Source organism: Ramlibacter sp. P4_H7, from assembly GCF_056400765.1.
The window spans coordinates 74,584-99,223 of sequence record NZ_JBFUKP010000016.1 but is presented as its reverse complement, the minus strand read 5'-3'; the positions used below and the strand labels follow the sequence as shown (position 1 = coordinate 99,223).

Annotated in this window: 24 protein-coding genes and 1 pseudogene; 17 read left to right on the top strand and 8 right to left on the bottom strand. The window is 68.4% G+C overall.

What is annotated here, in order from left to right:
* Window positions 1–14 precede the first annotated feature (14 nt).
* Window positions 15–2,843 carry a DNA polymerase I gene (gene polA, locus AC1DSA_RS19745; protein WP_477892329.1) on the top strand — a complete coding sequence of 943 codons (2,829 nt, stop codon included), beginning with the start codon at window positions 15–17 and terminating at the stop codon, window positions 2,841–2,843.
* On the opposite strand, the gene AC1DSA_RS19740 is transcribed toward polA, so the two are convergent.
* Entirely contained in the window at window positions 2,840–3,205 is a 366-nt protein-coding gene (locus AC1DSA_RS19740) for a 4-oxalocrotonate tautomerase (protein WP_477892327.1), read from the bottom strand. The genes polA and AC1DSA_RS19740 overlap by 4 nt on opposite strands.
* Between AC1DSA_RS19740 and AC1DSA_RS19735 the strand changes: the two genes are divergently transcribed.
* Together AC1DSA_RS19735 and AC1DSA_RS19730 are read left to right on the top strand one after the other, a co-directional pair.
* Window positions 3,121–4,017: a dienelactone hydrolase family protein gene (locus tag AC1DSA_RS19735; RefSeq protein ID WP_477892325.1), complete on the top strand. Its 897-nt coding sequence runs from the start codon at window positions 3,121–3,123 to the stop codon at window positions 4,015–4,017. The two genes, AC1DSA_RS19740 and AC1DSA_RS19735, sit on opposite strands and share 85 nt — an antisense overlap.
* A 52-nt stretch (window positions 4,018–4,069) precedes the next feature.
* Entirely contained in the window at window positions 4,070–4,930 is an 861-nt protein-coding gene (locus AC1DSA_RS19730; protein WP_477892323.1) for a ZIP family metal transporter, read from the top strand.
* Window positions 4,931–4,933: 3 nt separating this feature from the next.
* On the opposite strand, the gene AC1DSA_RS19725 is transcribed toward AC1DSA_RS19730, so the two are convergent.
* The gene (locus AC1DSA_RS19725; protein WP_477892321.1) at window positions 4,934–5,275 is read right to left on the bottom strand and encodes a hypothetical protein; all 342 of its coding nucleotides are present in this window, start codon (window positions 5,273–5,275) and stop codon (window positions 4,934–4,936) included.
* A gap of 270 nt (window positions 5,276–5,545) precedes the next feature.
* Between AC1DSA_RS19725 and AC1DSA_RS19720 the strand changes: the two genes are divergently transcribed.
* The 3 genes from AC1DSA_RS19720 (at window position 5,546) to AC1DSA_RS19710 (ending at window position 8,419) form a co-directional block, all read left to right on the top strand.
* Window positions 5,546–7,120: a hypothetical protein gene (locus tag AC1DSA_RS19720; RefSeq protein WP_477892319.1), complete on the top strand. Its 1,575-nt coding sequence runs from the start codon at window positions 5,546–5,548 to the stop codon at window positions 7,118–7,120.
* Window positions 7,121–7,191: 71 nt separating this feature from the next.
* Window positions 7,192–7,824, top strand: coding sequence for a DUF4142 domain-containing protein (locus AC1DSA_RS19715; RefSeq protein WP_477892317.1), 633 nt, complete (start codon window positions 7,192–7,194; stop codon window positions 7,822–7,824).
* 25 nt (window positions 7,825–7,849) lie between these two features.
* Window positions 7,850–8,419, top strand: coding sequence for a DUF4142 domain-containing protein (locus AC1DSA_RS19710; protein ID WP_477892315.1), 570 nt, complete (start codon window positions 7,850–7,852; stop codon window positions 8,417–8,419).
* Between the two features lie 3 nt (window positions 8,420–8,422).
* Here AC1DSA_RS19710 and AC1DSA_RS19705 read toward each other — a convergent pair whose 3' ends face one another.
* Both AC1DSA_RS19705 and AC1DSA_RS19700 read right to left on the bottom strand, forming a co-directional pair.
* The gene (locus AC1DSA_RS19705) at window positions 8,423–8,944 is read right to left on the bottom strand and encodes a DUF4019 domain-containing protein (RefSeq protein WP_477892313.1); all 522 of its coding nucleotides are present in this window, start codon (window positions 8,942–8,944) and stop codon (window positions 8,423–8,425) included.
* Between the two features lie 73 nt (window positions 8,945–9,017).
* The gene (locus AC1DSA_RS19700; RefSeq protein WP_477892311.1) at window positions 9,018–9,926 is read right to left on the bottom strand and encodes a DUF72 domain-containing protein; all 909 of its coding nucleotides are present in this window, start codon (window positions 9,924–9,926) and stop codon (window positions 9,018–9,020) included.
* A gap of 19 nt (window positions 9,927–9,945) precedes the next feature.
* Here AC1DSA_RS19700 and AC1DSA_RS19695 point away from each other — a divergent pair, with 19 nt between their 5' ends.
* Window positions 9,946–12,015 (top strand): ATP-dependent helicase, encoded by a 2,070-nt coding sequence (locus AC1DSA_RS19695; RefSeq protein ID WP_477892309.1) that lies wholly within the window; start codon window positions 9,946–9,948, stop codon window positions 12,013–12,015.
* 1 nt (window position 12,016) lies between these two features.
* Here AC1DSA_RS19695 and AC1DSA_RS19690 read toward each other — a convergent pair whose 3' ends face one another.
* Entirely contained in the window at window positions 12,017–12,214 is a 198-nt protein-coding gene (locus AC1DSA_RS19690; RefSeq protein ID WP_477892307.1) for a hypothetical protein, read from the bottom strand.
* Between the two features lie 294 nt (window positions 12,215–12,508).
* On the opposite strand from AC1DSA_RS19690, the gene AC1DSA_RS19685 reads away from it, so the two are divergent.
* The 8 genes from AC1DSA_RS19685 to AC1DSA_RS19650 all read left to right on the top strand — a co-directional run bounded on the left by AC1DSA_RS19685 (window position 12,509) and on the right by AC1DSA_RS19650 (window position 20,571).
* Complete coding sequence (locus AC1DSA_RS19685) at window positions 12,509–13,657, top strand: ABC transporter substrate-binding protein (RefSeq protein WP_477892305.1); 1,149 nt, start codon at window positions 12,509–12,511, stop codon at window positions 13,655–13,657.
* 32 nt (window positions 13,658–13,689) lie between these two features.
* The gene (locus AC1DSA_RS19680; protein WP_477892303.1) at window positions 13,690–15,300 is read left to right on the top strand and encodes a methyl-accepting chemotaxis protein; all 1,611 of its coding nucleotides are present in this window, start codon (window positions 13,690–13,692) and stop codon (window positions 15,298–15,300) included.
* 542 nt (window positions 15,301–15,842) lie between these two features.
* The gene (locus AC1DSA_RS19675; protein WP_477892301.1) at window positions 15,843–16,574 is read left to right on the top strand and encodes a tyrosine-protein phosphatase; all 732 of its coding nucleotides are present in this window, start codon (window positions 15,843–15,845) and stop codon (window positions 16,572–16,574) included.
* A gap of 91 nt (window positions 16,575–16,665) precedes the next feature.
* On the top strand, window positions 16,666–17,214 hold the full coding sequence (locus AC1DSA_RS19670) for a hypothetical protein (RefSeq protein ID WP_477892299.1): 549 nt from the start codon (window positions 16,666–16,668) through the stop codon (window positions 17,212–17,214).
* A 22-nt stretch (window positions 17,215–17,236) separates the two neighbouring features.
* Window positions 17,237–18,055: an alpha/beta hydrolase gene (locus AC1DSA_RS19665; RefSeq protein WP_477892297.1), complete on the top strand. Its 819-nt coding sequence runs from the start codon at window positions 17,237–17,239 to the stop codon at window positions 18,053–18,055.
* A gap of 86 nt (window positions 18,056–18,141) precedes the next feature.
* On the top strand, window positions 18,142–19,473 hold the full coding sequence (locus AC1DSA_RS19660; protein ID WP_477892295.1) for a cation:proton antiporter: 1,332 nt from the start codon (window positions 18,142–18,144) through the stop codon (window positions 19,471–19,473).
* 94 nt (window positions 19,474–19,567) lie between these two features.
* Window positions 19,568–20,068 carry a hemerythrin domain-containing protein gene (locus tag AC1DSA_RS19655; protein WP_477892293.1) on the top strand — a complete coding sequence of 167 codons (501 nt, stop codon included), beginning with the start codon at window positions 19,568–19,570 and terminating at the stop codon, window positions 20,066–20,068.
* Between the two features lie 149 nt (window positions 20,069–20,217).
* Window positions 20,218–20,571, top strand: coding sequence for a hypothetical protein (locus AC1DSA_RS19650; RefSeq protein WP_477892291.1), 354 nt, complete (start codon window positions 20,218–20,220; stop codon window positions 20,569–20,571).
* 68 nt (window positions 20,572–20,639) lie between these two features.
* Here the strand turns inward: AC1DSA_RS19650 and AC1DSA_RS19645 are convergent, their stop codons facing one another.
* From AC1DSA_RS19645 to AC1DSA_RS19635, 3 genes and pseudogenes are all read right to left on the bottom strand, one after another.
* On the bottom strand, window positions 20,640–21,530 hold the full coding sequence (locus tag AC1DSA_RS19645) for a sulfurtransferase (RefSeq protein ID WP_477892361.1): 891 nt from the start codon (window positions 21,528–21,530) through the stop codon (window positions 20,640–20,642).
* A gap of 99 nt (window positions 21,531–21,629) precedes the next feature.
* Window positions 21,630–22,247: pseudogene (gene leuD, locus AC1DSA_RS19640) on the bottom strand (3-isopropylmalate dehydratase small subunit); the annotation flags it as partial.
* On the bottom strand, window positions 22,248–23,390 hold the full coding sequence (locus AC1DSA_RS19635) for an aromatic ring-hydroxylating oxygenase subunit alpha (protein ID WP_477892289.1): 1,143 nt from the start codon (window positions 23,388–23,390) through the stop codon (window positions 22,248–22,250).
* Window positions 23,391–23,527: 137 nt separating this feature from the next.
* On the opposite strand from AC1DSA_RS19635, the gene xseB reads away from it, so the two are divergent.
* Complete coding sequence (xseB, locus tag AC1DSA_RS19630) at window positions 23,528–23,755, top strand: exodeoxyribonuclease VII small subunit (RefSeq protein ID WP_477892287.1); 228 nt, start codon at window positions 23,528–23,530, stop codon at window positions 23,753–23,755.
* A complete protein-coding gene (locus tag AC1DSA_RS19625; RefSeq protein WP_477892285.1) occupies window positions 23,752–24,639 on the top strand; it encodes a polyprenyl synthetase family protein in 888 nt (295 codons plus the stop codon). Before xseB ends, AC1DSA_RS19625 begins: the two co-directional genes overlap by 4 nt.
* Window position 24,640: the final 1 nt, after the last annotated feature.

The following is a 24,640-nucleotide window of genomic DNA, read 5'->3' as shown; positions in this document are numbered from 1 at the left end:
GCACAATCGCATGCATGAGCGAGACGGACGAAGTCCCCCAACCCGAACCCAAGGTGCTGCTGCTGGTCGACGGCTCCAGTTACCTGTACCGCGCCTACCACGCGATGCCCGACCTGCGCGCGGTGCCCGGTGACCCCGCGAGCCCGGCGACCGGGGCCATCCGCGGCATGATCAACATGCTGCAGAAATTGCGCCGCGACATCCGGGCCGACTACGCGGCCTGCGTGTTCGACGCGCCCGGTGGCACCTTCCGCGACGAGCTCTATCCCGACTACAAGGCGACCCGCTCGCCGATGCCGGACGACCTGCGCGCGCAGATCGAACCGATCCACGAGGTGGTGCGGCTGCTCGGTTGGAAGGTGCTCAACGTGCCCGGCGTCGAGGCCGACGACGTGATCGGCACGCTGGCCTGCATGGGCACCCAGCAGGGCTTTGTCACTGTGATCTCGAGCGGCGACAAGGACCTGTCGCAGCTGGTCAACGAGCACGTCACCGTCATCGACACCATGAACGACCGCAAGCGCGACATCGCGGGCGTGGAGGTGGAGTTCGGCGTGCCGCCACGCCTGATGATCGACTACCAGACGCTCGTGGGCGACTCGGTCGACAACGTTCCGGGCGTCGACAAGGTGGGTCCGAAGACCGCGGTGAAGCTGCTCAAGGAATTCGGCTCGCTCGACGCGCTGGTGGAGCGCGCGCACGAGGTCAAGGGCGCGGTGGGCGAGAACCTGCGCAAGGCGCTGGAATGGCTGCCCAAGGGCCGCGCCCTGCTCACGATCCGCACCGACTGCGACCTGAAGGACCACATTCCCGGCTTTCCCGAGCTGGAGGACATCGTCATCGGCGGGCAGGACGTCGAGAAGCTGAAGGTGTTCTACGACCGCTACGGCTTCAAGGGACTGGTCAAGCAGCTGGAAAGCCATGACGTGCCGCCCGAGCTGATGGAGGAAAACCAGAAGCGCCAGCGCGTGTCCGTGCCGCCGGGCAGCACCGGTGGGCTGTTCGAGGAACCGGATCTCTCGGGGCTGTCCCAGGCCACGACGCTGCACTACGAGACTCTCTTCACCTGGGACCAGTTCAACACCTGGATGCAGCGCATCGAGGACGCGTCGCTGGTGGCGGTGGACACCGAGACCGATTCGCTGGACGAGATGCTCGCCAACATCGTCGGCCTGTCCTTCAGCACCGAGCCGGGACTGGCCTGCTACATCCCGCTCGCGCACAACTACCAGGGCGCGCCCGACCAGCTGCCGCGCGACGACGTGCTGCAGCGGCTGCAACCCTGGCTGGAAGACCCGGAGAAACGGAAGCTGGGCCAGCACGTCAAGTACGACCGGCATGTGTTCGCCAACCACGGCATCGACGTGCGCGGCTACGTCCACGACACCATGCTGGAAAGCTACGTGCTCGAAGTGCACAAGCCCCACGGCCTGGCCAGCCTGGCCGAGCGCCATCTGGGGCGCACGGGCATCGACTACGAGACCGTGGCGGGCAAGGGTGTGCACCAGATCACCTTCAACCAGGTGCCGGTGGACAAGGCGGCGGAGTACTCGTGCGAGGACTCGGACCAGACGCTGGATGTGCACCTGGCGCTGTACCCGAAGCTGGAGCGGGATTCCAAGCTGCGTTTCATCTACGACCTGGAAATCCAGTGCAGCGAGGTGCTGTACCGCGTCGAGCGCAACGGCGTGCTGATCGACGCGAAGGCGCTCGCGCAGCAAAGCAACGAGCTGGGCAACCGCATCATGCAGCTGGAGCGCGAGGCGCACGACCTGGCCGGCCAGCCCTTCAACCTGGGCAGCCCCAAGCAGATCGGCGAGGTGTTCTTCACCAAGCTGGGCCTGCCGGTGGTGAAGAAGACCGCCAGCGGCGCGCCCAGCACCGACGAGGAAGTGCTGGAGAAGCTGGCCGAGGACTACCCGCTGCCGGCCAAGATCCTGGAGCACCGCGGCTTGTCCAAGCTCAAGGGTACCTACACCGACAAGCTGCCCCAGATGACCAACCCCGCCACGGGGCGCGTGCACACCCACTATGCCCAGGCAGTGGCGGTGACCGGCCGGCTCTCCAGCAACGACCCCAACCTGCAGAACATCCCGGTGCGCACGGTCGAAGGCCGCCGCATCCGGGAGGCCTTCATCGCGCCGCCGGGCAGCCGCATCGCCAGCGCCGACTATTCGCAGATCGAGCTGCGCATCATGGCGCACATCAGCGAGGACGAAGCGCTGCTGCGCGCCTTCCGCGAAAACATGGACGTGCACCGCGCCACCGCCTCCGAAGTGTTCGGCGTGCCGCTGGACCAGGTGTCGAGCGAACAGCGCCGCTACGCCAAGGTGATCAACTTCGGCCTGATCTACGGCATGAGCAGCTTCGGGCTGGCGCGCAACCTCGGCATCGAGACGGCGGCGGCCAAGAGCTACATCGACCGCTATTTCCAGCGTTACCCGGGCGTGAAGCAGTACATGGACGAGACGCGGCTGTCGGCCAAGGCCAAGGGCTACGTCGAGACGGTGTTCGGGCGCAGGCTCTACCTGCCCGAGATCAACTCACCGAACGGGCCGCGCCGCGGCGGCGCGGAGCGCCAGGCGATCAACGCGCCGATGCAGGGCACGGCGGCCGACCTGATCAAGCTGTCGATGGTCAAGGTGCAGGAGGTGCTGGACCGCGAGCAGCGCGCCACGAAGATGATCATGCAGGTTCACGATGAACTGGTGTTCGAAGTGCCGGAGGACGAGGTGGAGTGGCTGAAGGTGGAGATCCCGCGCCTGATGGCCGCCGTCGCCGACCTCCGCGTGCCGCTGCTGGCGGAGATCGGCGTGGGCGCGAACTGGGACGAGGCGCACTAACCCTTGGTCTTCTCCGACCACAGCACCCCACCCGTGGCCCAGTCGCCCGGCTTGACGTCGAACAGCAGGATGTCCACCGACTCGGGCTTGCTGCCGAGGGTGTCGACACAGGCCTGGGTGATGGCCTTGACCAGGTTGCGCTTCTGTTCGGGGGTGCGGCCTTCGAAGAGGTCGACGCGGATGGTGGGCATGCGCTTTTCCTTGCGATGAAAAGCCCGTAGTCTGCGACACCTTGGCCGGCACTGGAATGGCGCCGTTCGCAATAAAAGGGGAGCCCATGCTCGGCGAGGACTTGAAGAAGGAATTGGACGCGCTGCTGCCGGGCGCCGGCACGCCGCAGGGTGCCACGCGGCGCACGGCACTGAAGGCTGCGCTGGGCGTCGGCTATGCCGCGGCAGCCGCCCCGCTGGTGGCGCAGACGGCCATCCGCACGCCGTCGGACGGCCTGGTGGTCGGAGAGATCGGTTACGAGGTCGGCGGTTTCAAGGTGCCGGCGTACCGTGCGGCGCCGGCGGGCCGCACGGGCCTTCCCGTGGTGCTGTTGGTGCACGAGGTGTTTGGAGTGCACGAGTACATCGCGGACACGGCGCGACGCTTGGCACGTGCCGGTTACCTGGCGATCGCGCCCGAACTGTTCGCGCGCCAGGGCGATCCGGGCAGCTACGGCGAACTGGCCAGGCTGATGGCGGAGGTCGTCGCCAGGACACCGGATGCGCAGGTGATGTCGGACCTCGACGGCGCGCTGCAGTGGGCTGGGGCGAACGGCGGCGACGTGAAGAAGGCGGGCATCACCGGCTTCTGCTGGGGCGGCCGCATCGCCTGGTTGTACGCGGCGCATGCGCCGGTGAGGGCGGCCGTCGCCTGGTACGGGCGGCTCGTGGGCAGCGCGAGCGAGCTCACGCCCCGGCATCCGCTGGACATCGCCGCGGACCTGAAGGCGCCGGTGCTGGGCCTCTACGGCGCGGCGGACGCCGGCATCCCGCTGGAGAGCGTTGATAAGATGAAGGCGGCCCTGGCGAATGGATCCCCTGCCGCCCGGGCCTCGCAGTTCGTGCTGTACCCGGACGCGCCGCACGCCTTCCACGCCGACTACCGTCCGAGCTATCGGCACGGGCCGGCCGAGGACGGCTTCCAGCGCGCACTGGCGTGGCTCAGGGCGAACGGCGTGGCCTGAGCCGGAGAACAACAACCTGGAAGGCGCCGCCCCGCGGGGCGGCTTTTCGTCCGTGACCCTGATCACCATCCTCTTCGCGACCCTGGGCGCCGGCATCGGCAGCGTGTGGATCGCTGCCGCCCTCATGCGCCTCGGCTGGCAGGACGCGGGCACCGGCGCACCGACGCGCGGCGTCGGGGAACAGCACCTCCTGAGCCTCGCCGCCGGCGCGCTGATGTCGACGGCCTTCATGCATCTGCTGCCCGAGGCGCTGGAAAGCGGTCACGACGCGCAGAAGCTGTTCGGGACGCTGCTGGTGGGCCTGGTGTTCTTCTTCCTGCTGGACAAGGCGGAGCTGTGGCACCACGGGCATGAGCATCACCACGGGTCCGAGGATCTGCCGCATGCGCAGGATCCCTTGAACCGCCACGCGGCCGAGCACGCGCATGACCATGACCATGACCATCACCACGGACCCGCGCTGCGTTCAGGCGGCTGGGCCGTGCTGACCGGCGACAGCGTTCACTGCTTCGGCGACGGCATCCTCATCGCGTCGGCCTTCATCGCCGACGCGCGGCTGGGGCTGGTGGCGGCGCTGGCCGTGATGGCGCACGAGGTGCCCCACCACATCGGCGACCTCGCCGTGCTGCGCCAGACCAGTGGCAGCCGGCGCGCTGCGCTGGTGAAAGTCTCGCTCGCGGGCGCGGTGACGCCGCTCGGAGGCCTGGTGGGATGGTGGCTGGTGGACCTGCTGGTGGCCTACCTGCCGTACTTCCTGGTGGTGGCCAGCAGCAGCTTCATCTACGTGGCGCTGGCCGACCTGATCCCGCAACTGCAGAGGCGGCTGGGCGCGCGCGAAACGCTCGCCCAGATCGCCTGGCTGCTCTTCGGCATCGGGCTGGTCGCAGGCGTGAGCGCGCTGGCGCACGCCTAGCGATCAGTACCGGTACGGGTTGTTGGGCCGGCGGTCGAAGCGGTCCGGCACGCCGTCGCCGTCCCGGTCGCGACGGTAGTGGCGATGGCCGCCGTAATAAGGCTGCGGGTAAACGTAGGTCGGCTGTGAGTACACATACGCGGGCTGCGAGTACACGTACCCCGGCTGGGCATACCCATAGCCCGGCGCCGTGTAGTTGGGGTAGCCATAGCCATAGTAGGCCGGTGCGCCGCCGCCGATGTTCAGGTAAATCGAGGCATCGGTGCGCGCGTGCGCAGCCGGCGCAGCGAGCGTGATGGCGGCAGCCGCCGCGCAGCCCAACGCCATCCAGATCTTGTTGCTCATGAGGTGTCTCCCGGTTCGTCGATGACCTCATCCTGCGCCACGCGTGTGAAGCCTGTCGTACTGCCGTGCAAAGGTGCGGTGAACGTTGGATTCGGGTCGTTCACGCACGGGCCCCCCAGTCCTACATGCCCCCGGATGTTGTCCGACAGGTGGGTGCCAAGTGCGGTCCTACGCTGGCAGGGCTGATGGAGGACACGTCCCTCTCCCCGAGGCGGCACGCGACGGCCTTCGTCACATTCCCACAGACATCCATCCAGAAGGAGAATGAGCATGGCTTCTCGTGATCAGGAAGAACGCGACCGCCAGGGCCGCTGGGGCAGCAGCAGCGACCAGGACGAGGGCCGCGGACAAGGCTCAGGCAGCGGGGAGTCCCGCGGCAGCTGGGGCGGGCAGCAAGGCGGCCAGCAAGGCGGTTACGGTGCATCGCAGGGCTCGCAAGCCTCCCAGGGCGGCGGGTCCCAGGGCGGGTACGGGCGCTCGGGCTCCGACTTCGGTTCCCAGCAATCCTCGGGCTACGGCGGGTATGGCGGCGAGAGCCATGGCTATGGCCGCGGCTCGTCCGAGTACGGCGGGCAGGGAAGCCAGGGCAACCAGGGTGGCTGGGGCCGCGGTGAATCCGGCAGCGAATACGGTGGCCGGGGTGGCATGCAGTCGTCCGGCTACGGCGGCCAGGGCGGCGGCTACGGTCAGGGCGGACAGGGCTATGGCAGCAGCCAGGCCGGTTACGGCCAAGGCGGCCAGGGCTACGGCGGCAGCCAGGGCGGAGGCCAGGGCAGCTGGGGCGGCCAGGCCGGCCAAAGTGACTGGGGCCGCTACGGAAGCCAGCAGGGAAGCTGGAGTGGTGGCCAGGGCGTCCAGGGTGGCGGCTCGCAAGGTGGCTACGGCCAAGGAGCCCAAGGCAGCCAAGGCAGCTATGGCCAGGGCGGCGGCAACCACGGACAGATGACCAGTGGTGGCGGCAGCTACGGGCAAATGGGCGGCAGCACCTATGGCCAAAGCAGTGGGGGCTATGGCGGCAGCGGCAGCGGCTACGGCAGCACGCAAGGCTGGCAGGGCGGTCAAGGCCACAACCAGGGCTATGGCGGTCAGAGCGGCGGCTACGGCAGCCATGGCGGCGGCATGGGCCAGAGCAGCCAAGGCTACGGCAGCCAGGGCTACGGGTCCGGCGGCCAGGGCTACAGCAGCGGCCTGGGAGGCAATTACGGCGGCAGCCAGGGTTACGGGTCGGGCGGGATGGGCGGCCATGGCCAGTCGGGCTACGGCAGCAGCCAGGGCCAGGGCGGCAGCAGTTACGGCCAGGGTGAGTGGGGCCAGGGCGGCAGCAGCGGCTATGGCGGCCAGGGCTCCAGCTGGAGCTCGGGCGTCGGCAGCGGCAGCCACTCGCAAGGTGTTGGCCAGGGTCATCACGACCCCGAGTACCACCAGTGGCGCGAAGAGCAGATCCGCAACCTGGACAACGACTACCAATCCTGGCGGCAGGAGCGGTACCGCAAGTTCAGCGACGAGTTCACCAACTGGCGCAGCAGCCGCAGCGGCGGCCAGGGCCAGAACACGGGTTCTTCCGGCAGCGCGGGCTCGTCCTACGGATCCTCCGGCAGCACGGGCAGCGCAAGCGGAGGCGGCGGCACGGGCAGCCCCTACGGCGGCTCGGGCAACTACGGCTCCACGGGGCAGAGCGGCTCCAGCAGCCTGTCCGGCTCCGGCGGCATGGGCAGTTCGGGCCAGGGCATGAGCGGAAGCAGCGGCAGCAGCGGCAGCAGCGGACTGAGCGGGGGTTCCAGCAGCACCACCGGGTCGAGCGGTGCCGGCGGCAGCAGCGGCTCCAGCAGCGGCACGAAGAAGTGAGTCATTGAAGTTCGCGGCGCCGCCTTCACGCGGCGCCGCCTCTTTTCGTTCAAGCAGAAGGGAGATCCACGATGAAGACGCGATTGCTCACCTTGCCCGCGCTGCTGGTCCTCGCTCTGTCCTTTGGCAGTGCGCAGGCGCAGACGACCGGCGCGGGAACCTCGGCCACCGGCGGCCAGTCCGCACCCGTGGCGCAGCCGGGTACAGGCACGCGCAACCTGCCGGACGTCGCCAGGAAACTCGCGCGCGGCGATCGCAAGTTCATCGACGACGCCGCCAGCAGCGGCATGTTCGAGGTGCAGGTGGCGCAGCTCGCCGCGAGCAAGGCCACCGACCCCAACGTCAAGAGCTTCGCCGGCATGCTGGTGGACCAGCACACGGCTGCGAACAACGAGCTGGTGAAGATCGCCAACGCCAAGGGCGTGGAACTGCCCGCGGCGCCCAAGCATGCCCTGCGCCGCGACATCGAGAAGCTCGGAAAGAAGAACGGCGAGGCCTTCGATCGCGACTTCGTGCGCGAGGTCGGCATCCAGGCACACGAGAAGGACATCAAGATGTTCCAGAAGGCGAGCAAGGACGTGAAGGACCCCGAGCTCAAGGCCTTCGTCGACAGGACGCTGCCGCACCTGCAGGAGCACCTCGCCGCGGCGGAGAAGCTGCCGCAGTCGGGGAGGAATGCCGCGGCCATGGGCAACAAGAAATAGCTTGTCCGGCGCCCAAGGCAAAGCCATGCACGTTGCACGCCTCGTGTGGTGCGCCGCACTGCTGGCGGCGGTCAACGCGCACGCAGCGCCGGCGCCCGGCGGCCCTGCGGCGGACGCCGAGGCGAGAAGGCAATCGGGGGCGCAGCGCCTGGAGCGCCGCTTCCTGCAGATCACCGCGGCCAACCTGCGCTTCCAGTTCGAGGCTTCGCGCCTCGCGCTGGCGCGCTCGGGCAATCCGGCGGTGAAGGACCTCGCGAACACCTTGCTGGCGCGGCAGCAGAAGGCGCAGCCCGAGATCCTGAGGTTGCTGGATGCGCGCGGCATGGCGCTGCCGATTCCCACCAATGGGCACGGGAAGGCGCTGCGGCAGCTCGGCAAGCTGAGCGGCGCGAAGTTCGACCGGTTCTACGTGGACGAAGTCGTGAGGGCGTCGTCGCAGGAGGACATCGCCAATTGCGAGAAGATGGCCGCGCAGGCCGAGGACCCCGTGCTCAAGGCCTGGATCGACCGGCAGCTGCCTGCCCTGCGCTTCCAGGTCGCCAAGGCCGGCAAGACCTTGCCGGGCGACCCGCTGCGCGGGCACCGCGCCGGTTGACGCTCAGCGGGCCTGGTAGCCCGTGACGCGCCAGCGGCCGTCCGATTCGCGCACGGTCGTGACGAGTTCCTGCACCACCGGCTTCTTGTCGAACTTGCTCGTGAACTGCACGGTGACGTAGTCGCCTTCGGGGCGGCCCGGCAGCGTTCGCTTGTAGATCGCTTCGCCCGGCTGGCGTTCGACGAACTTGCCCAGCGGATCCCGCAGCTTGGGAACGTTGTCCATCCAGGTACCCAGCGGAACGCTCTGGCGGAACACGGCGCTGGAGGCATCCCAGGCGGTGCCCCAGTCCTTGCGATCAAGCAGCAGCAGCCACGCGTGCGCGGCCATCTGCCCGGCCTTCTCGAACTCGGGGTTGCTGATGACGCCGTTGGACGCGGAAGCAGGCGCTTGCGGCGCCGGCGCCGCCGCCGGCGTTGCCGGTGCATTGCCGGGCTTGGCAGCCGGCGGCTTGAGTTGCGCCTGGGCCGCCAGGGCGCAGGCGCACAGGCCAGCGGCCAGCAGGGAACGGCGGAAACTCTTCATTCGTGACTCCAGGATCAGGGAACAAGAGGCAGTCTAGCCTCCGCAGGGTGCTCTTCCGGGGCCGTACAAGCTTTTACCGGGTGTTTACGGCGAGCAGCTGGCGCATCATCCCGGCCGCCACCTGGCCCTGGTCCTCGTTGTTCGTGTTGAAGACCACGTGCACGCGTTGCACCAGGGTGGACAGGTGCGTGATCTCCGGCAGCATGGCCGCCAGCTCATCCTGGCTGTACCAGTAGTCGAAGCGCCCGGAGGACGCGGCCAGTCCCTTCTTGTTCCAGGTCTCCTTGTTGCGCCCATGCAGGCGCACGATCGCCAACTGCGGATTCGTCACGTCCCACACGCAGGGAACGCAGTTGGCGAAGCCCTGCGGTGAGTCGACCACCGTGTGCACCAGCCCCAGCGATCGTTCCCACTCCAGCGTCCGTTCCAGGTGTTCGCCGAAGAACCAGGTGGCGTGCCGGAACTCCGCGGCCACCAGGTGTCCCTGCATCTGCTGCGCGCAGTGTTCCACGTGCGCCATGCTCGCGCGGTTGCGCAGCAGCCAGGGCGCGAACTGGAAGTGCACCGCGCCCAGCTTGCCGGCGGCGTGCAGCGGAGCGAGTGCCGCACGGAAGCGCCGCCACAGCTCCGCCCGGATCTCGGCGGGCAGCTTGTCGTAGTAGAGGGTGCGCGGTACGTCGGGGCCCAGCGCCTTCTGCAGGTCGCGATCGAGCACCGTCGGCAGCGCCTGGTGGCCGGTGAACAGGCGGAAGGCCTTGACGTTGAAAGTGAAGCCGGCCGGCGTGCGCTCGGCCCACAGCTGCGCCGTCTGCGGCTGCGGCATCGCGTAGTAGCTCGAGTCCACCTCCACCAGCGGGAACTGCTGCGCGTAGAAGCGCAGGCGCTGTTCCGAGGTCCTGCAGGCGGGCGGGTAGAAGCGTCCGCAGCCGATCAGGCTCTTGTCGGTCCAGGAGGCGGTGCCGACCAGGATCTTGGAAGTCACTGGATTAATATACAGGGACATGCAGTCCCCGGATCCGCTCGAATCGCTCAATCCGCAGCAGCGCGAAGCCGCCACCCACGGCACGGGCGACACCGCCTCGGACACCCGGCCCCTGCTGGTGATCGCGGGCGCCGGCTCCGGCAAGACAAACACGTTGGCGCACCGGGTCGCCAACCTGATCCGCCACGGCGCCGACCCGCAGCGCATGATGCTGCTCACCTTCAGCCGCCGGGCCGCGCAGGAAATGGAGCGCCGCGTCGGTGGCGTGCTGCAGCAGGCTCTGGGACTGGCCGGCACGCAAGCTCCGGCGCTGCCCTGGAGCGGTACCTTCCACGGTATCGGCGCGCGGCTGCTGCGCGAATACGCGGCGCGCATCGGGCTGGAAGAGAACTTCACCATCCACGATCGCGGCGATGCTGAGGACCTGATGGGCCTGGTGCGCCACGAGATCGGCTTTTCAGACGCGAAGAAGCGCTTCCCGCTCAAGGGCACCTGCCTGGGCATCTATTCGCGCGTGCTCAACACCTGTGACCCGCTGCCGCTGGTGCTGCAGTCCGTGTATCCCTGGTGCGCGCAATGGGGGGACGAGCTGAAGAGGCTGTTCGGCGCCTACGTCGAAGCCAAGCAGCAGCAGAACGTGCTGGACTACGATGACCTGCTGGCCTTCTGGGCCGACATGATGGCGGAGCCGGCTCTGGCGCAGGAGATCGGCGACCGCTTCGACCACGTGCTGGTCGACGAATACCAGGACACCAACCGGCTGCAGGCGGACATCCTGCTCGCGATCAAACCCACCGGGCAGGGCGTCACGGTGGTGGGCGACGACGCGCAGAGCATCTACTCCTTTCGCGGCGCCACGGTGCGCAACATCCTCGACTTCCCGCACCGGTTTTCGCAGCCGGCGCGCACGGTCACGCTGGAGCGCAACTACCGCAGCACGCAGCCCATCCTGGACGCAAGCAACGCAGTGATCGCGGCGGCGCGCGAGCGGCACGCCAAGAACCTGTTCACCGACAAGGCGTCCGACCACCGCGCGCAGCTCGTGCTGGTGCCAGACGAGGCCCAGCAGGCCCGCTGGGTGGCCGACCAGGTGCTGCGCCAGCGCGAGTCGGGGACGCAGCTCAAGTCACAGTCGGTGCTGTTCCGCGCCAGCCACCACAGTGCCGCGCTCGAGCTGGAACTCGCGCGTCGCAACATCCCGTTCGTGAAGTTCGGCGGCCTCAAGTTCCTGGAAGCCGCGCACATCAAGGACGTGATGGCGCTGCTGCGCTTCGCGCACAACCCGCGTGGCCGCATGGCGGGCTTTCGCGCCGTGCAATTGGTGCCGGGGATCGGCGCCGCCTCCGCCACGCGACTGCTCGACGCGATGGCGGAGGCCAGCGACCCGCATGCGGCGCTGCAGGCCTTCGAGCCGCCCGCCGCCGCGAAGCAGGAGTGGTCGGAACTCGCGGGCGTGTTCGCGAAGCTGCGCGAACCCGGCCTCGCCTGGCCGGCCGACATGGAACTGGCCAAGGGCTGGTACCTGCCCCAGCTGGAGCGCATGCACGAGGACGCGCAGGTTCGCAAGCTGGACGTGGAGCAGCTCGCGCGGCTCGCGGCGGGTTACGGAAGCCGGGAACGCTTCCTCACCGAGCTGACCCTGGACCCTCCGGAGGTGACCAGCGACCACAGTGGCCCGCCGTTGCGCGACGAGGATTACCTGATCCTGTCCACCATCCACAGCGCCAAGGGGCAGGAATGGAAGGCAGTGCACGTGCTCAACGTGGTCGACGGCTGCATCCCCAGCGACATGGCCACGGGCACCACCGAGGAGCTGGAGGAGGAGCGGCGATTGCTGTACGTGGCGATGACGCGAGCCCGCGACCACCTGCACCTGCTGGTGCCGCAGCGCTTCTACGTGTCGCAGCAAGCGGGCGGCGGGGACCGGCATGTCTATGCCGGCCGCACCCGCTTCATCAGCGAGGCCATGGCGGCCCGCTTCGAGCAGGTCACCTGGCCGGAGGCGCCGGCCGCGGGGCCGGCGACGGGCCTGCAACCGCAGGCGCCGCTGATCCAGGTGCGCGCGCGTTCGCGCGCCGCCTGGAAGTAGCTCAGAACTGCGCGGGCAGCTCGGACGACTTCGCCCGGGCTTTCTCTTCCGCGAACATCTTGTGGATTTCGTGGCCGCCGGCGGCGGCCTGGGCGACCGGGGCGATGGGGCGGACCTGGGCGGCCTCGACGCCATCCAGCATGCAGCCGGACAGGGAAGCCAGGGTGGCGCAAAGGGCCAGGGCAAACAGGGTGCGCATGTGATCTCTCCGTCTGTAACTCGGGGCCTGCCGCCCCGAAGGCTGCCGATGGATTAAGGAATCGGCCTAACAAGGAACTGCTGCTATCCCGCCAGCCGAGTTCGCGTTCTCCCCTCGAACTCGGTGACGTTGCGGCGAAACCTAAGCGAAACAACCACCTGGACCCCGCCGCACACCACTCATCCAGCCCGACAGGCTGTAACTACATGTTTCCATTGCAACAGCGTTTTCGCAATGGCATCCTGACGTTGGGCTGACAAACGGCAGCTCCCAGTCATCCGAAAGGGGAATCCAGTGAGACACGCCAACGCAAGGAATACGGTCTTCGCACTCGTTCTTGCCGCCTGCAGCCTGCTGGCGCGCGCCGAAACCGGCGTGACCAGCTCGGAGATCCTGGTGGGCATGAGCAACGCGCAGACCGGGCCGGCCTCCGGCCTGGGCCGCAAGCTGAAGGAAGGGGCGACCGCCTATTTCAACCGGGTCAACGATGCCGGCGGCATCCATGGCCGCAAGATCAAGCTGGTCAGCTATGACGACGGCTACGAGCCCGAACGCTCCGCGGCGATGACGGCCAAGCTGATCAACGAGGACAAGGTGTTCACGCTGTTCGGCTACGTCGGCACGCCGACCTCCAGCGCTGCCCTGCCGCTGGTGTCCAAGGCCCAGGTTCCCTACATCGCGCCCTTCACCGGCGCCGAGATGCTGCGCAACCCCGTCAACAAGATCGTGTTCAACGTGCGCGCCTCCTACTTCGACGAAACCGAGGCGATGGTCGAGCGGCTGATGAAGGACCTCAACGTCAAGAAGGTCGGCGTGTTCATCCAGGACGACGCTTACGGCAACGCCGGCAAGGCGGGCGTGGTGCGCGCCCTCATGAAGAACAACCTGCAGCTCGCGGGCGAAGGCAAGTACAAGCGCAACACCGTCGACGTGGACGCGGGCCTCGCGGCGCTGAAGGAGGCCAAGCCCGAAGCCGTGGTGATGGTGGGCACCTACAAGGCCTGCGCCGCATTCGTCAAGAAGGCCAAGGCGGCGGGCTTCAACCCCAGGTTCCTGAACGTCTCCTTCGTCGGCACGTCCGACTTCATCAAGGAAGCCGGTCCGGAAGGAGAGGGCGTGTACATCACCCAGGTGGTGCCGTCGCCCGACGACGCCGGCGTGACGCTGGTCAAGCAGTACCAGGCCGACATGAAGGAATCCGGCGCCGGCGACTTCGACTACACGAGCCTGGAGGGCTACCTCGACGCCGTGGTGCTCGTCGAAGCCCTGAAGAAGGCCGGCAAGGACCTCACCCGCACCGGCTTCGTCAATGCCTTCGAGGCCCTGCAGATGGATGCGGGCGGCGTGAAGGTGGAGTACAGCCCCCGCAGCCACCAGGGGCTCAAGGGCATCTTCCACACGGTGGTGAAGGCCGGCAAGCCCGTGCCGGTCACCCGCTACTGAAGCGAACCGGCACCACGCCAAGGAGATTCGCCATGAAATTCTTCCGTCTCGACTCCATTGCCAAGAAGCTCCTCGTGCCCACGCTGCTGCTCGCGAGCGTGGTGCTGGGTGCCCTGGGCACGACGATGGTGCTGGAGCAGGACAAGGTCCTGACCTCCATGATGCAGTCCAAGGCCGAGGGCTTGTCCAAGATGATGAGCACGATCAGCGTGCCCTACGTCATCAACTACGACCTGTCCGCGCTGGAGGGCTTCGTCAAGGAAGCCGCGAAGGATCCCGACGTCGCCTACGCCGAGTTCTTCGACGCCGACGGCAAGTCCTTCACCGCCAACGCCATGAAGTCGCCTTCCGCGAAGGGCGGGCTGCTGGTCTACAACCGCGACATCACCGACAACGACGGCAAGAAGCTGGGGCGCGTGGAAATCGGCTACCGCACCCGCGTGCTGGACAAGGCGCTGCAGCTGAGCCTGAGCGTGGTGGCCGTGGCGATCGTGCTGGCGCTGGCGCTGCTGGCGGTGGGCGTCACGCTGATCGTGCGCGCCGTCACCCGGCCGGCGGCCCAGCTGCTGGAAAGCTTCACCGCGCTGGCGCAGGGCGAGGGCGACCTCACGACCCGCATCGACGTCAGGAGCAACGACGAGTTCGGCCGCATCGTGGTCGCCTTCAACGCCACGATGGAGAAACTCCACGCGCTGATGTCCCAGGTGCGTGACATCGGCCAGAGCATCGGAGCGTCATCCAAGGACATCGCCGCGGGCAACGCCGAACTGTCGGCGCGCAGCGAGCAGCAGGCTTCGTCGCTGGAAGAGACCGCTTCGTCCATGGAAGAGCTGACTTCCACCGTGTCGCAGAACGCCGAGAACGCGCGCCAGGCCAGCACGCTGGCGCACACCGCCTCCGAGGTCGCGCGCAAGGGCGGCCAGGTCGTCGGCCAGGTGGTGAGCACCATGAACGGCATCTCGCACTCGTCCACCAAGATCGCCGACATCATCGGCGTGATCGACGGCATCGCCTTCCAGACCAACATCCTCGCGCTCAATGCCGCCGTCGAAGCGGCGCGTGCGGGAGAGCAGGGGCGTGGCTTCGCGGTGGTGGCCTCGGAGGTGCGCAGCCTCGCGCAGCGCAGCGCCACGGCCGCCAAGGAGATCAAGGAACTGATCGGTGACTCGGTCGACAAGGTCAATGCCGGCAGCAAGCTGGTCGACGCGGCCGGCAAGACGATGGAGGAGATCGTGACCTCGGTGAAGCAGGTGACCGAGCTGATTTCCGAGATCGCCGCCGCCAGCCAGGAGCAGAGCTCCGGGATCGAACAGGTCAACACCGCGATCACGCAGATGGACCACGTGGTGCAGCAGAACGCCGCGCTCGTGGACCAGGCGGCCACCTCCACCGAATCGATGCATGCGCAGGCCCAGGGCCTGCTGCGGATGGTGGAACGCTTCAACCTGGGAGGCGCGGCGGGCCTCGTTCACGCCAGAGAGATGCCGCAGGTGCAGTCCCAGCCGGCCACCCCGGCCACCCCGGCCGATCCGGCACCGATGCCGATCAGGTTCAAGCCGGCGGCCCGGTTGCCCGCCGGGGGCGGCGCCCGGCTCCATGGCGCCACGCCGCACCAGCCCGAAGGCGACTGGCGGCAGTTCTGATCGCGCCCTGGTGACTCCCTCGCCGCCCACGGGGCGGTACGCGTTCCGACCGAGACATCCGCGCCGACCGCGCGGATGTCTTTTCATTGGGGCCGCGTCAGAAGGCAACGTCCTACGTCGCGCGTTCGGTCCTTCCGACAGCAAGCTCCGGTGCGCTGCTTAGATTGCGCGTGGGCAAGGCGTTTCCTGCGTGCAGCTGCCGGCATCAGACCGCCGGGGTCCGCGCGCAGCCTGCCTGGCCCCGGGGCGCGGCGACTCTTGCCACGGCCCCGAACAACCACACTCCCAAGGAGCAAGCTATGGCATCTCGCAGTTCTTCTTCCCCTTCTACTTCTTCCTCCAAGGCGTCGCCCAAATCGTCTTCGTCCACTTCGAAGTCGACCCGGGCCCAGGCCGCGGGCAAGGGAGCCAAGGCCAGCAGCAAGCGCAGCGCCGCCGGCGGCGAGAAAAAGAGCACGCCGCGCAGCAAGTAAGTCCCGCCACGCGGGTGGGGTGTCGCCTGCGCGAGCGGCGGCCGCGGACGACTCCCCGACAATGGAGGAATGCGCCTCGCGAGTTCCTCCAATTTCCGCCCGGTCGGTGACGCGGTCACCGGCCAGCCCCTGCGCAACCTTTACCGTTCCGCCCACCTGGGCGCCCTGGACGCCGGCGATGCCGCGGCGATCCGGGCTCTCGGCGTCGCCCGCGTGCTGGACTTCCGCGGGGTGAACGAGCGCCTCGCCGCCGCCTGCAGCCTGCCGGACGCGGTCGTGCACTCGCTGCCGATCGAGCCCACCATCGTCCAGAAGCTCAGCGATGTGATCGCTGCCGGGCAGCCCCTGAGCGCCGCGGACGTGACGGCGCACATGCAGGACACCTACCGCGGCTTCGTGCGCCACCACACTCCGCGCTTCGCCGAGTTCTTTGCGCATCTTCTGGAATCCGACCAGCCGACGGTGTTCCATTGCACCGCGGGCAAGGACCGCACCGGCTTCGCGGCCGCGCTGCTGCTCAAGGCCGTGGGCGCCTCCGACGAGGCAGTGATGCGCGATTACCTCCTGACCAACGAGCGGCTGCAGTTGCCCGCGGAGTCGCGCATGGGCCTGCCGCGCGAGGCGCTGGAAGTGCTGTGGCGCGTCCAGCCCGCCTTCCTGCATGCCGCCTTCGCCGAAGTCGATCTGTCCTACGGATCGCTGGAAGCCTATTTTTCGGACGGACTGCGCCTGCGCGCCGCGGAGCGCGAGCACCTGCGGCGCACGTACGCCAATGCCGCATCCGCGGCCGTGCGGGCGTAGTCCTTCCTTCCGCCTGCCGCGCCAGCCTCCTACGCAAGGCCCCGGGCGGTGCCGACAGGTCTGCCGTTGCCGATCGCGAACACTCCATGCCATGCAGGCCGAAAGGCTTGCGATCCAAGCAAAGGAGTCCGCGATGCCCAACCAGCAAGAATCCCGCGACGGGATGCCGCGCAAGGACAAGGACCGGCCTTCGCACGAGACCGGGCGACTCAGAACCGGCGGTCAGGCCTCCGTCCGCGGCAATGGCGACTCCCCCGATCCCGCTGAACGAAGCAACGACCGGCCGATGGCCGGCGGCCAAGAGGGCACGTTCCAAGGATCCGCATCCCCTTCGTCGAAGGACGACCGCGGCGACGGCCCGGCCAGGATCGGCCTCATCAGCGACGACCAGCGCGACCTGGTGGCCCCGTCCGGCGTGAACGAGCGCGACCACGGCGCGGCCGACGACGCGCCCAGCGCCGGCGGTTCCCTGGACTTCGACGACGGAACGGACATGGTCCATCCCCGCGGCAAGGTGACCAGCGCGGGCCGCACCTGGAACGAAAAGAACCCGAGCGACGCCGGTGACCTCGGCGCCCCGGGCCCTGGAATGTCCGACCGGATCGGCCCAAGTGACCCGGACGCCAAGCGGAATCGCTGACGCGATCCGCGGAGGAGGCAACATGGTTTACGCAATCTTCTCCGCCTCGGTGTTGCTGGCCATCGGCGCCATCTACGTCGGCGCGATCGGCTGGCTGTACTTCCGACAGGAGCGGCTGCTGTTCGAACCGGATCCGCTGCCCCTGGACGAGCCGATCTGCGACGACGCCGATGCGCGCGAGTTCTTCATCGACGTCCCGGATGCCAGGCTGTCCGTTGCGCACATGCAGTGCGCGAACCCGCGCGGCGTGTTCTTCTTCCTGCACGGCAACTCCGGCAACCTGAAGAAGTGGTTCGTGGACCTGGACGCATTCCGCCAGGCCAATTTCGACGTGGTGATGTTCGATTACCGCGGCTTCGGCAAGAGCAGCGGACAGATCGAGAGCGAAGAGCAGCTGCGCGCCGACGTCCACGCGGTGTGGCAGCACTTCGCGCCGATGTACGCAGGCAAGCGCGTGGTGATCTCGGGCCAGTCGCTCGGCACCGGCCTGGCCGCCGGACTGGCGGCCCAGCTCTGCTCCGACGGCCGCGCGCCGGACCTCACGCTGCTGGTCTCGCCATACAGCAGCATGAAGGCGCTGGCGGCGGAGCTCTACCCGTGGGTGCCGATGCAGGTGCTGCGCTATCCGCTGCACACGCTGGAGCACGCCGCCAAGCTGCTCGGCCCGGTGATGCTGATCCACGGCGAGAAGGACGAACTGATCCCGATCCGGCACAGCGAGGAACTGTGCAGCGCGATGCGCTCCGCCCAGCTGTTGCGGGTGGATGGCGCCGGCCACAGCGACGTGCACCGGTTCCCGACCGTGCGCAAGGCGCTGTTGTCCGCGCTCGGCCGCCTCTGAACGGTCGCCAGCGGGAAGCCGCCGCTCCCTGAAACGCGGCATCGGCCCACACGGCCGGCTGGGCTGTGGCCCAACAATCGCCGGCCATGAACATTGCGCTCTGGTCGGTGATCGTCGGCCTGCTGCTGGTGCTGATGGCACTGGCTTCGACCGTGCTGAAGCGGCTGCCCCTTTCCACCGCCATGCTCTACCTGCTGGTGGGGATCGGCGTCAGTCCCATTGGGCTCGCCCTCATCGCGCCCGAGGCGGTGGGCGATGCGCACCTGCTCGAACGCATCGCCGAGATCGTGGTGCTTCTCTCGTTGTTCACCGCGGGCCTCAAGCTGAGTCCTGGACTGCGCGATCGACGCTGGTCGCTGCCAGTGCGGCTGGCGCTCAACTCGATGGTACTGACGGTGGCGCTGATCGCCGCAGCCGCCTGGTTCTTCCTGCACTTGCCGCTGGGCGCCTGCATCCTGCTGGGTGCGATCCTGGCGCCGACCGATCCCGTGCTGGCCTCCGAAGTGCAGTTGCAGGAGCCCGGCGACCAGGACAAGCTGCGTTTCGCGCTGACCGGGGAAGGCGGACTCAACGATGGCAGCGCCTTCCCTTTCGTCATGCTGGGGCTGGGCCTGCTGGGATTGCACGAGCTCGGCGAATTCGGCTGGCGCTGGTTGGCCGTGGACGTGGTGTGGGCGACGGGCGTCGGTCTCGCAACAGGCTGGGGGCTGGGCAACGCCGTCGGGCGCCTGGTGCTGTTCCTGCGGCGCCAGCACAAGGAAGCCGTCGGCCTCGACGACTTTCTCGCGCTGGGGCTGATCGCCCTGTCGTACGGCTGCGCGCTGCTGCTGCAGGCCTACGGATTCCTCGCAGTGTTCGCGGCCGGCGTTGCCCTGCGCCGCCTCGAACAACGGCAAAGCGCGGGCAGCGATACCAGCGCGCGGCCGGTGCAGGAGGCGCTGGCCGACCCGGACCGCAGCATCGCCGACAGCGTCGCGGTGCATCCGGAGCACGCACCGGCGTTCATGGCGCAGGCGGTGCTCGGCTTCAACGAGCAGGCCGAACGCATCGGCGAGGTGACGATCGTGATCGCGATCGGCGCCCTGCTGTGGGCGGTTCACTGGGACCCGGCCGCGTGGTGGTTCGTGCCGCTGCTGCTGCTGGTGATCCGGCCCTTCGCCGTCCGCGTCGGGCTGGCCCATTCCGCCGCAACGCATGGGCAGCGCTGGCTGATCGGCTGGTTCGGCATCCGCGGCGTGGGCTCGCTGTATTACCTGATGTACGCGGTCAACCAGGGGATCGATCCCGCGCTGGCCGAACGGCTCATCGCGCTGACGCTGTCGGTGGTCGTCACGTCCATCGTCGTGCACGGCATTTCCGTGACGCCGCTCATGGCCGCGTACGAGCGTGCCATCCGCCGGGCCCGGCCGCGCCATTGAATGCACACGCCTCCTACACGCGCGCCGTCGTTGCACTGACAGCGGCGGATGCGTGAACCTCTAGAGTGAAGATCCCCTGAACCGCATGCCCACCATGAAGAAACTGGCGACCGACGCGATCGACCTGCTGGACGCGGACCACCTCGCGGTGCACGCGCTGTTTCAGTCCTACCGCGAATTGGTGCGGACGCGCGCGGGTGCGCTGCAGCGCCGCGCCCTGGCCGAGGAGATCTGCATGGAGCTGACGATCCATGCCCGGCTGGAAGAGGAATTGTTCTACCCGGCGGTGCGCGAGGGGCTCAACGACGACGAGCTCGTGGACGAGGCCGACGATTCGCATGCCGGCCAGCGCGAGATCATCGTGCAGATCCTGTCCGGCTCAGCCGACGATCCGCAGTACGACGAGCGCGTGGCGATGTTGGCGGACTACGTCGAGCGCCATGTGCGCCGGGAGCGCGAGCAGGTGTTCAACCGCGCGCTCGCGTCCCGGCTGGACCTGCAGGCCCTCGGCCGTTCCATCGCCGTGCGAAAGGAAGAGTTGCGTGTCGTCGCCGAGGCCCTGCGCGAGGACGCGCTGGCCTCGGCGCACGCCTGAGCCAGGCGCCGTACTGCCGTGCCTTGTCCTACAGGCTTCGACAGCAGGGGACGACAAGGTCAGGGTTTGCCCTCACTAAAGTGAGCCGCAGGCAGCGGCCCACGCTGTCAGTCCACGTCTTCCGAAATGAATCCCTCAAGGAGTTCCTGATGATCAAGTCCCCGATCGCGCAATGCGCCGCCCTGGCCCTCATGGCTGCCCTGTCCCTGTCCGCCTGCGGCAAGAAGGACGACACCGGTGCCACCTCGTCCAGCTCTTCGACGACGACGCCTTCCACGACGACCTCGCCCAGCACCAGCACCAGCTCCGGCTCGATGGCCACCACCCCCAGCCCCAGCAGCACCGACACCACGGCCAGCGGCTCCAGCACGGGCGGCGGCACTTCCATGGGCGCTTCCGGCACCGCCGGCTCCACGACTGGCTCCGCCACCGGCAGCAGCACCGACATGAGCTCCGGTTCCGCGACCCCCAGCAGCCCGAGCACGGCCACCACGACCCGCTGAGGACGCCTCACGGCAAGCTGAGAGATGCCGGGCGCGTCCCGGCATTTTTCATTGGAGCGGCGAGCCCCTCAGCCCTTCTCGACGGGCAACTTGGGGTTGCGGCTCCACTCGCTCCAACTGCCCGCATACAGCGCGGTGGGTGCGAAGCCGGCCAGTTCCATGGCGAGCAGGTTGGGCACCGCGCTGACGCCGCTGCCGCACTGGTGCACCACGCCGGCGGGATCGCGTCCGGCCAGCAGTTGCTCGAACTCCGCGCGCAATGCCTGCGCGGGCTTGAAGCGGCCGTCCTCGCCCAGGTTCTGCGCGAACGGGCGATTCAGCGCGCCAGGAATGTGGCCGGCCACCGGGTCGAGCGGTTCGACTTCGCCCCGGAACCGGGGCGCTGCGCGGGCATCGACCAGGGTCTGGCCCGGCTGTCCCAGGCGCCGCGCGACATCGTCCGTGCCGACCAGCCGGCGCAGCGGCGCACCGAGCTGGAAATTCGACTGGAAGTGCGAGGGCTCCTCGCCGGAACGCACGTCACCACCCGCGGCCAGCCAGCCCTGCAGCCCGCCGTCGAGCACGGCGACCGCGTCGTGGCCGGCCCACTTGAGCATCCACCACAGGCGCCCGCAGTAGTTGGCGCCATTGCGGTCGTACACGACCGCCTGCATGTCGTTGGCGAGGCCGACCTTGGACAGCCATGTCGCGAATTTTTCGCGCCTGGGCAGCGGATGGCGGCCGCCCGAGGCCGCGCCGGCATGCGGCTGCGGCTCGCCGCTCTGCGCATCGGGCGTGCCCTTGTCGCTCAGCGCATGGTCGAGATCCGCGTACACGGCGCCGGGAATGTGCGACGCCAGGTACTGCTTCTCGCCGCTCGTGGGATCCATCAGGTCGAAGGTGCAGTCGAAGACCATCACGCGGGCCTTGCCGGCCTGCAGGGCCTGCAGCTGTTCGGGGGAGATCAGCGTCGTGTACATGGTTGCCATTGTGTCGCGAATTAGTGCTCTCCGGCCGGCGCGTCGGGTGCCGCGCGCGTCCGCAGCACGGTCCGGCCAGCTGCATGCGAGCCAGGGCTGCAGCGCCAGCCGTCGCGCCTCGAACGCGGCGATGCGCTCGCGGTGCGCCAGCGTGGCGGCGATCCAGTCGATGTCCTGCGTGAGCAGCAGGCGCTGGCGCGGCGTGAGCGCGAAGCGCAAGACCTCGGGTCCGGCGCGCACGGTGCCCGCGTTCAAGTCGATGGTCACGGCCAGCACGCCCGCGCCCGCGAGGTCGAACAGCCGCCTCACCTCGCCGTGCGACAGGACGATCGGCGCGACGCCATTGAGTGCGCAGTTCTGCCGGAAGATGTCGCCGAAGCTGGGCGCGAGCACCGCGTGGATGCCGAAGTCGCGCAGCGCCCAGACCGCATGTTCGCGGCTGGAGCCGCAGCCGAAGTTCTCGCCGGCGAGCAGCACCGTCGCGCCGCGCAGTGCCGGCTGGTTCAGCACGAAGTCCGGGTTCGGCCTTCGCAGGGCGTGGTCGCTGTCCAGGTCCCCGCGGTCCAGGTAGCGCCAGTTGTCGAACAGCACGGGACCGTAGCCGCTCTTGGCGGTGGAGCGGCCGTACTGCTTGGGAAAGATGGCGTCGGTGTCGACGTTCGGACGGTCCAGGGGCAGCACCGTGCCCCGATGGACGCCGCCAGGGAAACGGGGCACTCAGCGCGGGACGTCGTTGCCCATGACGTCGCGGTACCACTCGTGGAAGTGCTGCATGCCGTCCTCCATCGGGCTCTGGTACGGGCCGACCTCGTTGTCGCCGCGCGCCAGCAGGGCCTTGCGGCCCGCGTCCATGCGCAGGGCGATCTCGTCGTCCTCCTCGCAGGTCTCCATGTAGGCCGCCTGCTGGGCTTCCACGAACTCGCGCTCGAAGGCGGAGATTTCTTCCGGGTAGAAGAACTCCACCATGTTGAGCGTCTTCTGCGGGCCCTTCGGGTACAGCGTGGAGACCACCAGCACGTTGGGATACCACTCGACCATCACGTTCGGATAGAGCGTGAGCCACACCGCGCCCTGCTTGGGCGCGCGGCCTTCCTGGAAGCGCAGCACTTCGTCATGCCACTTGCGGTAGACGTCGCTGCCCGCCTTGCCGAGCTTGCCGGCCACGCCCACGGTCTGCACCGAGTATTCGCGGCCGAACTCCCAGCGCAGGTCTTCGCAGGTGACGAAGTTGCCCAGGCCCGGATGGAAGGGACCGACGTGGTAGTCCTCGAGGTAGACCTCGATGAAGGTCTTCCAGTTGTAGTCGACCTCGTGCAGTTCCGTGCGGTCGTACACGTAGCCCGAGAAGTCCAGGTCGGCCTTGGGGCCCAGCCTGGCCAGCGCGCGCTTCACGTCGTAGCCGTTGCCCTCGAACACCAGGCCGTTCCAGGTCTGAACCGGGTAATTGTTGAGGTTGAGGCAGGGATCGGCGGCGAAGTGCGGCGCGCCCAGCAGCCTGCCCGCCTTGCCTGTCTGGCCGGCGCTGTAGGTCCAGCGGTGTAGAGGACACACGATGTTGCCTCCCGTGGACGGCCGCTCGTTGACCGAGCCGCGCCCGCGCAGCATCAGCGCCTGCCGGTGCCGGCACACGTTGGAGATGAGGTCCACCCCCTGCGGCGTGCGCACGAGCGCGCGCCCCTCCCCCTCCTGGGGCAGGGCATGGAAGTCGCCGGTCTCCGGGACAGCCAGTTCGTGGCCCACATAACGGGGCCCGCGCTGGAAGATGAGGTCCATCTCGCGCTGGAAGAGCGCCTGTTCGAAGTAGCTGGAAACGGGAAGTTGGCTTGCGGCCTGCTGTAACTGAAGACTTAAATCAGACATTTCACCTGACCTAGAGACTCCCCCTATGAAGGGGCAGGGCCACGCTGGGGAGCGCGACAGAAAGGAGGGGGATTCTACCCCCCGCCTCCACATGGGGTGGGGCAGCCTAAAATCCATGGTTGATCCGAAGAAATCCCATGCCCAAGCCGCCTTTCAAACCTCCCGCAAGCTATGAAGCGGCAATGGAAGAGCTGGAACAGCTCACCGGCCTCATCGAGTCCGGACAGCTGCCGCTCGAACAACTCCTCGCCGGATACGAGCGCGGAGCCGAACTGCTGAAGTTCTGCCGTGACAAGCTGCAGGCCGTCGAGGAGCAGATCAAGGTGCTCGATGCCGGCGTGCTCAAGCCGTGGGCGACCGAGTGAGGTTCGCGCTCACGGAGTGGTCGTCCCAACGACTCGACAAGGTGGAACAGGCCCTCGCCGCCTGGGTGCCGGCGGATACGCCCGCCCGGCTCGGCGAGGCGATGCGCTATGCGGTGCTCGATGGCGGCAAGCGGCTGCGGCCCCTGCTGGTGCTGGGCGCCGCGCAATCGGTCGGCGGCCATGAAGAGGCCGCCTTGCGCGCGGGCTGCGCGGTGGAACTGATCCACGCCTATTCGCTGGTGCACGACGACATGCCCTGCATGGACAACGACGTCCTGCGCCGCGGCAAGCCCACGGTGCACGTGGCCTTCGGCGAGGCGACCGCGCTGCTTGCGGGCGACGCGCTGCAGGCGCTGGCCTTCGAGCTGCTGACGCCCGTCGGCGCCGGCATCCCCGATCGCACGCAGGCCGTGCTGTGCCGCCTGCTCGCGCAGGCCGCGGGGCACGCGGGCATGGCGGGCGGGCAGGCGATCGACCTCGCCGCCGTCGGCAAGTCGCTCAGCGAAGCCGAGCTGCGCCAGATGCACCGGCTGAAGACCGGCGCGCTGCTGCAGGCCAGCGTGATGATGGGCGCGGCGTGCGGCGAGCCCTCGGCCGCCGCACGGCAGGGACTCGAGGGCTATGGCCGCGCGCTGGGCCTCGCCTTCCAGGTGGTGGACGACATCCTCGACGTCACCGCCGATTCCGCTACCCTCGGCAAGACCGCCGGCAAGGATGCCGCGCAGGACAAGCCCACCTACGTTTCGCTGCTGGGGCTGGAGCGCGCCCGCGCCTACTCCCGCGAGCTGCTGGAAGAGGCCGCCGCGGCACTGGCCACCACGGGCCTGGCCGACACGCAGGCGCTGCTTGCGCTGGCCGAGATGGTGGTGCACCGGGAAAACTGAG

Bases quoted from the DNA above. Each gene is read 5' to 3' on its own strand.
- polA (WP_477892329.1), top strand. From the start codon at position 15: ATGAGCGAGACGGACGAAGTCCCCCAACCCGAACCCAAGGTGCTGCTG.
- AC1DSA_RS19735 (WP_477892325.1), top strand. From the start codon at position 3,121: ATGCTCGGCGAGGACTTGAAGAAGGAATTGGACGCGCTGCTGCCGGGC.
- AC1DSA_RS19725 (WP_477892321.1), bottom strand. From the start codon at position 5,275: ATGAGCAACAAGATCTGGATGGCGTTGGGCTGCGCGGCGGCTGCCGCC.
- AC1DSA_RS19720 (WP_477892319.1), top strand. From the start codon at position 5,546: ATGGCTTCTCGTGATCAGGAAGAACGCGACCGCCAGGGCCGCTGGGGC.
- AC1DSA_RS19715 (WP_477892317.1), top strand. From the start codon at position 7,192: ATGAAGACGCGATTGCTCACCTTGCCCGCGCTGCTGGTCCTCGCTCTG.
- AC1DSA_RS19710 (WP_477892315.1), top strand. From the start codon at position 7,850: ATGCACGTTGCACGCCTCGTGTGGTGCGCCGCACTGCTGGCGGCGGTC.
- AC1DSA_RS19705 (WP_477892313.1), bottom strand. From the start codon at position 8,944: ATGAAGAGTTTCCGCCGTTCCCTGCTGGCCGCTGGCCTGTGCGCCTGC.
- AC1DSA_RS19695 (WP_477892309.1), top strand. From the start codon at position 9,946: ATGCAGTCCCCGGATCCGCTCGAATCGCTCAATCCGCAGCAGCGCGAA.
- AC1DSA_RS19690 (WP_477892307.1), bottom strand. From the start codon at position 12,214: ATGCGCACCCTGTTTGCCCTGGCCCTTTGCGCCACCCTGGCTTCCCTG.
- AC1DSA_RS19680 (WP_477892303.1), top strand. From the start codon at position 13,690: ATGAAATTCTTCCGTCTCGACTCCATTGCCAAGAAGCTCCTCGTGCCC.
- AC1DSA_RS19675 (WP_477892301.1), top strand. From the start codon at position 15,843: ATGCGCCTCGCGAGTTCCTCCAATTTCCGCCCGGTCGGTGACGCGGTC.
- AC1DSA_RS19670 (WP_477892299.1), top strand. From the start codon at position 16,666: ATGCAGGCCGAAAGGCTTGCGATCCAAGCAAAGGAGTCCGCGATGCCC.
- AC1DSA_RS19665 (WP_477892297.1), top strand. From the start codon at position 17,237: ATGGTTTACGCAATCTTCTCCGCCTCGGTGTTGCTGGCCATCGGCGCC.
- AC1DSA_RS19660 (WP_477892295.1), top strand. From the start codon at position 18,142: ATGAACATTGCGCTCTGGTCGGTGATCGTCGGCCTGCTGCTGGTGCTG.
- AC1DSA_RS19655 (WP_477892293.1), top strand. From the start codon at position 19,568: ATGAAGAAACTGGCGACCGACGCGATCGACCTGCTGGACGCGGACCAC.
- AC1DSA_RS19650 (WP_477892291.1), top strand. From the start codon at position 20,218: ATGATCAAGTCCCCGATCGCGCAATGCGCCGCCCTGGCCCTCATGGCT.
- AC1DSA_RS19645 (WP_477892361.1), bottom strand. From the start codon at position 21,530: ATGTACACGACGCTGATCTCCCCCGAACAGCTGCAGGCCCTGCAGGCC.
- AC1DSA_RS19635 (WP_477892289.1), bottom strand. From the start codon at position 23,390: ATGTCTGATTTAAGTCTTCAGTTACAGCAGGCCGCAAGCCAACTTCCC.
- xseB (WP_477892287.1), top strand. From the start codon at position 23,528: ATGCCCAAGCCGCCTTTCAAACCTCCCGCAAGCTATGAAGCGGCAATG.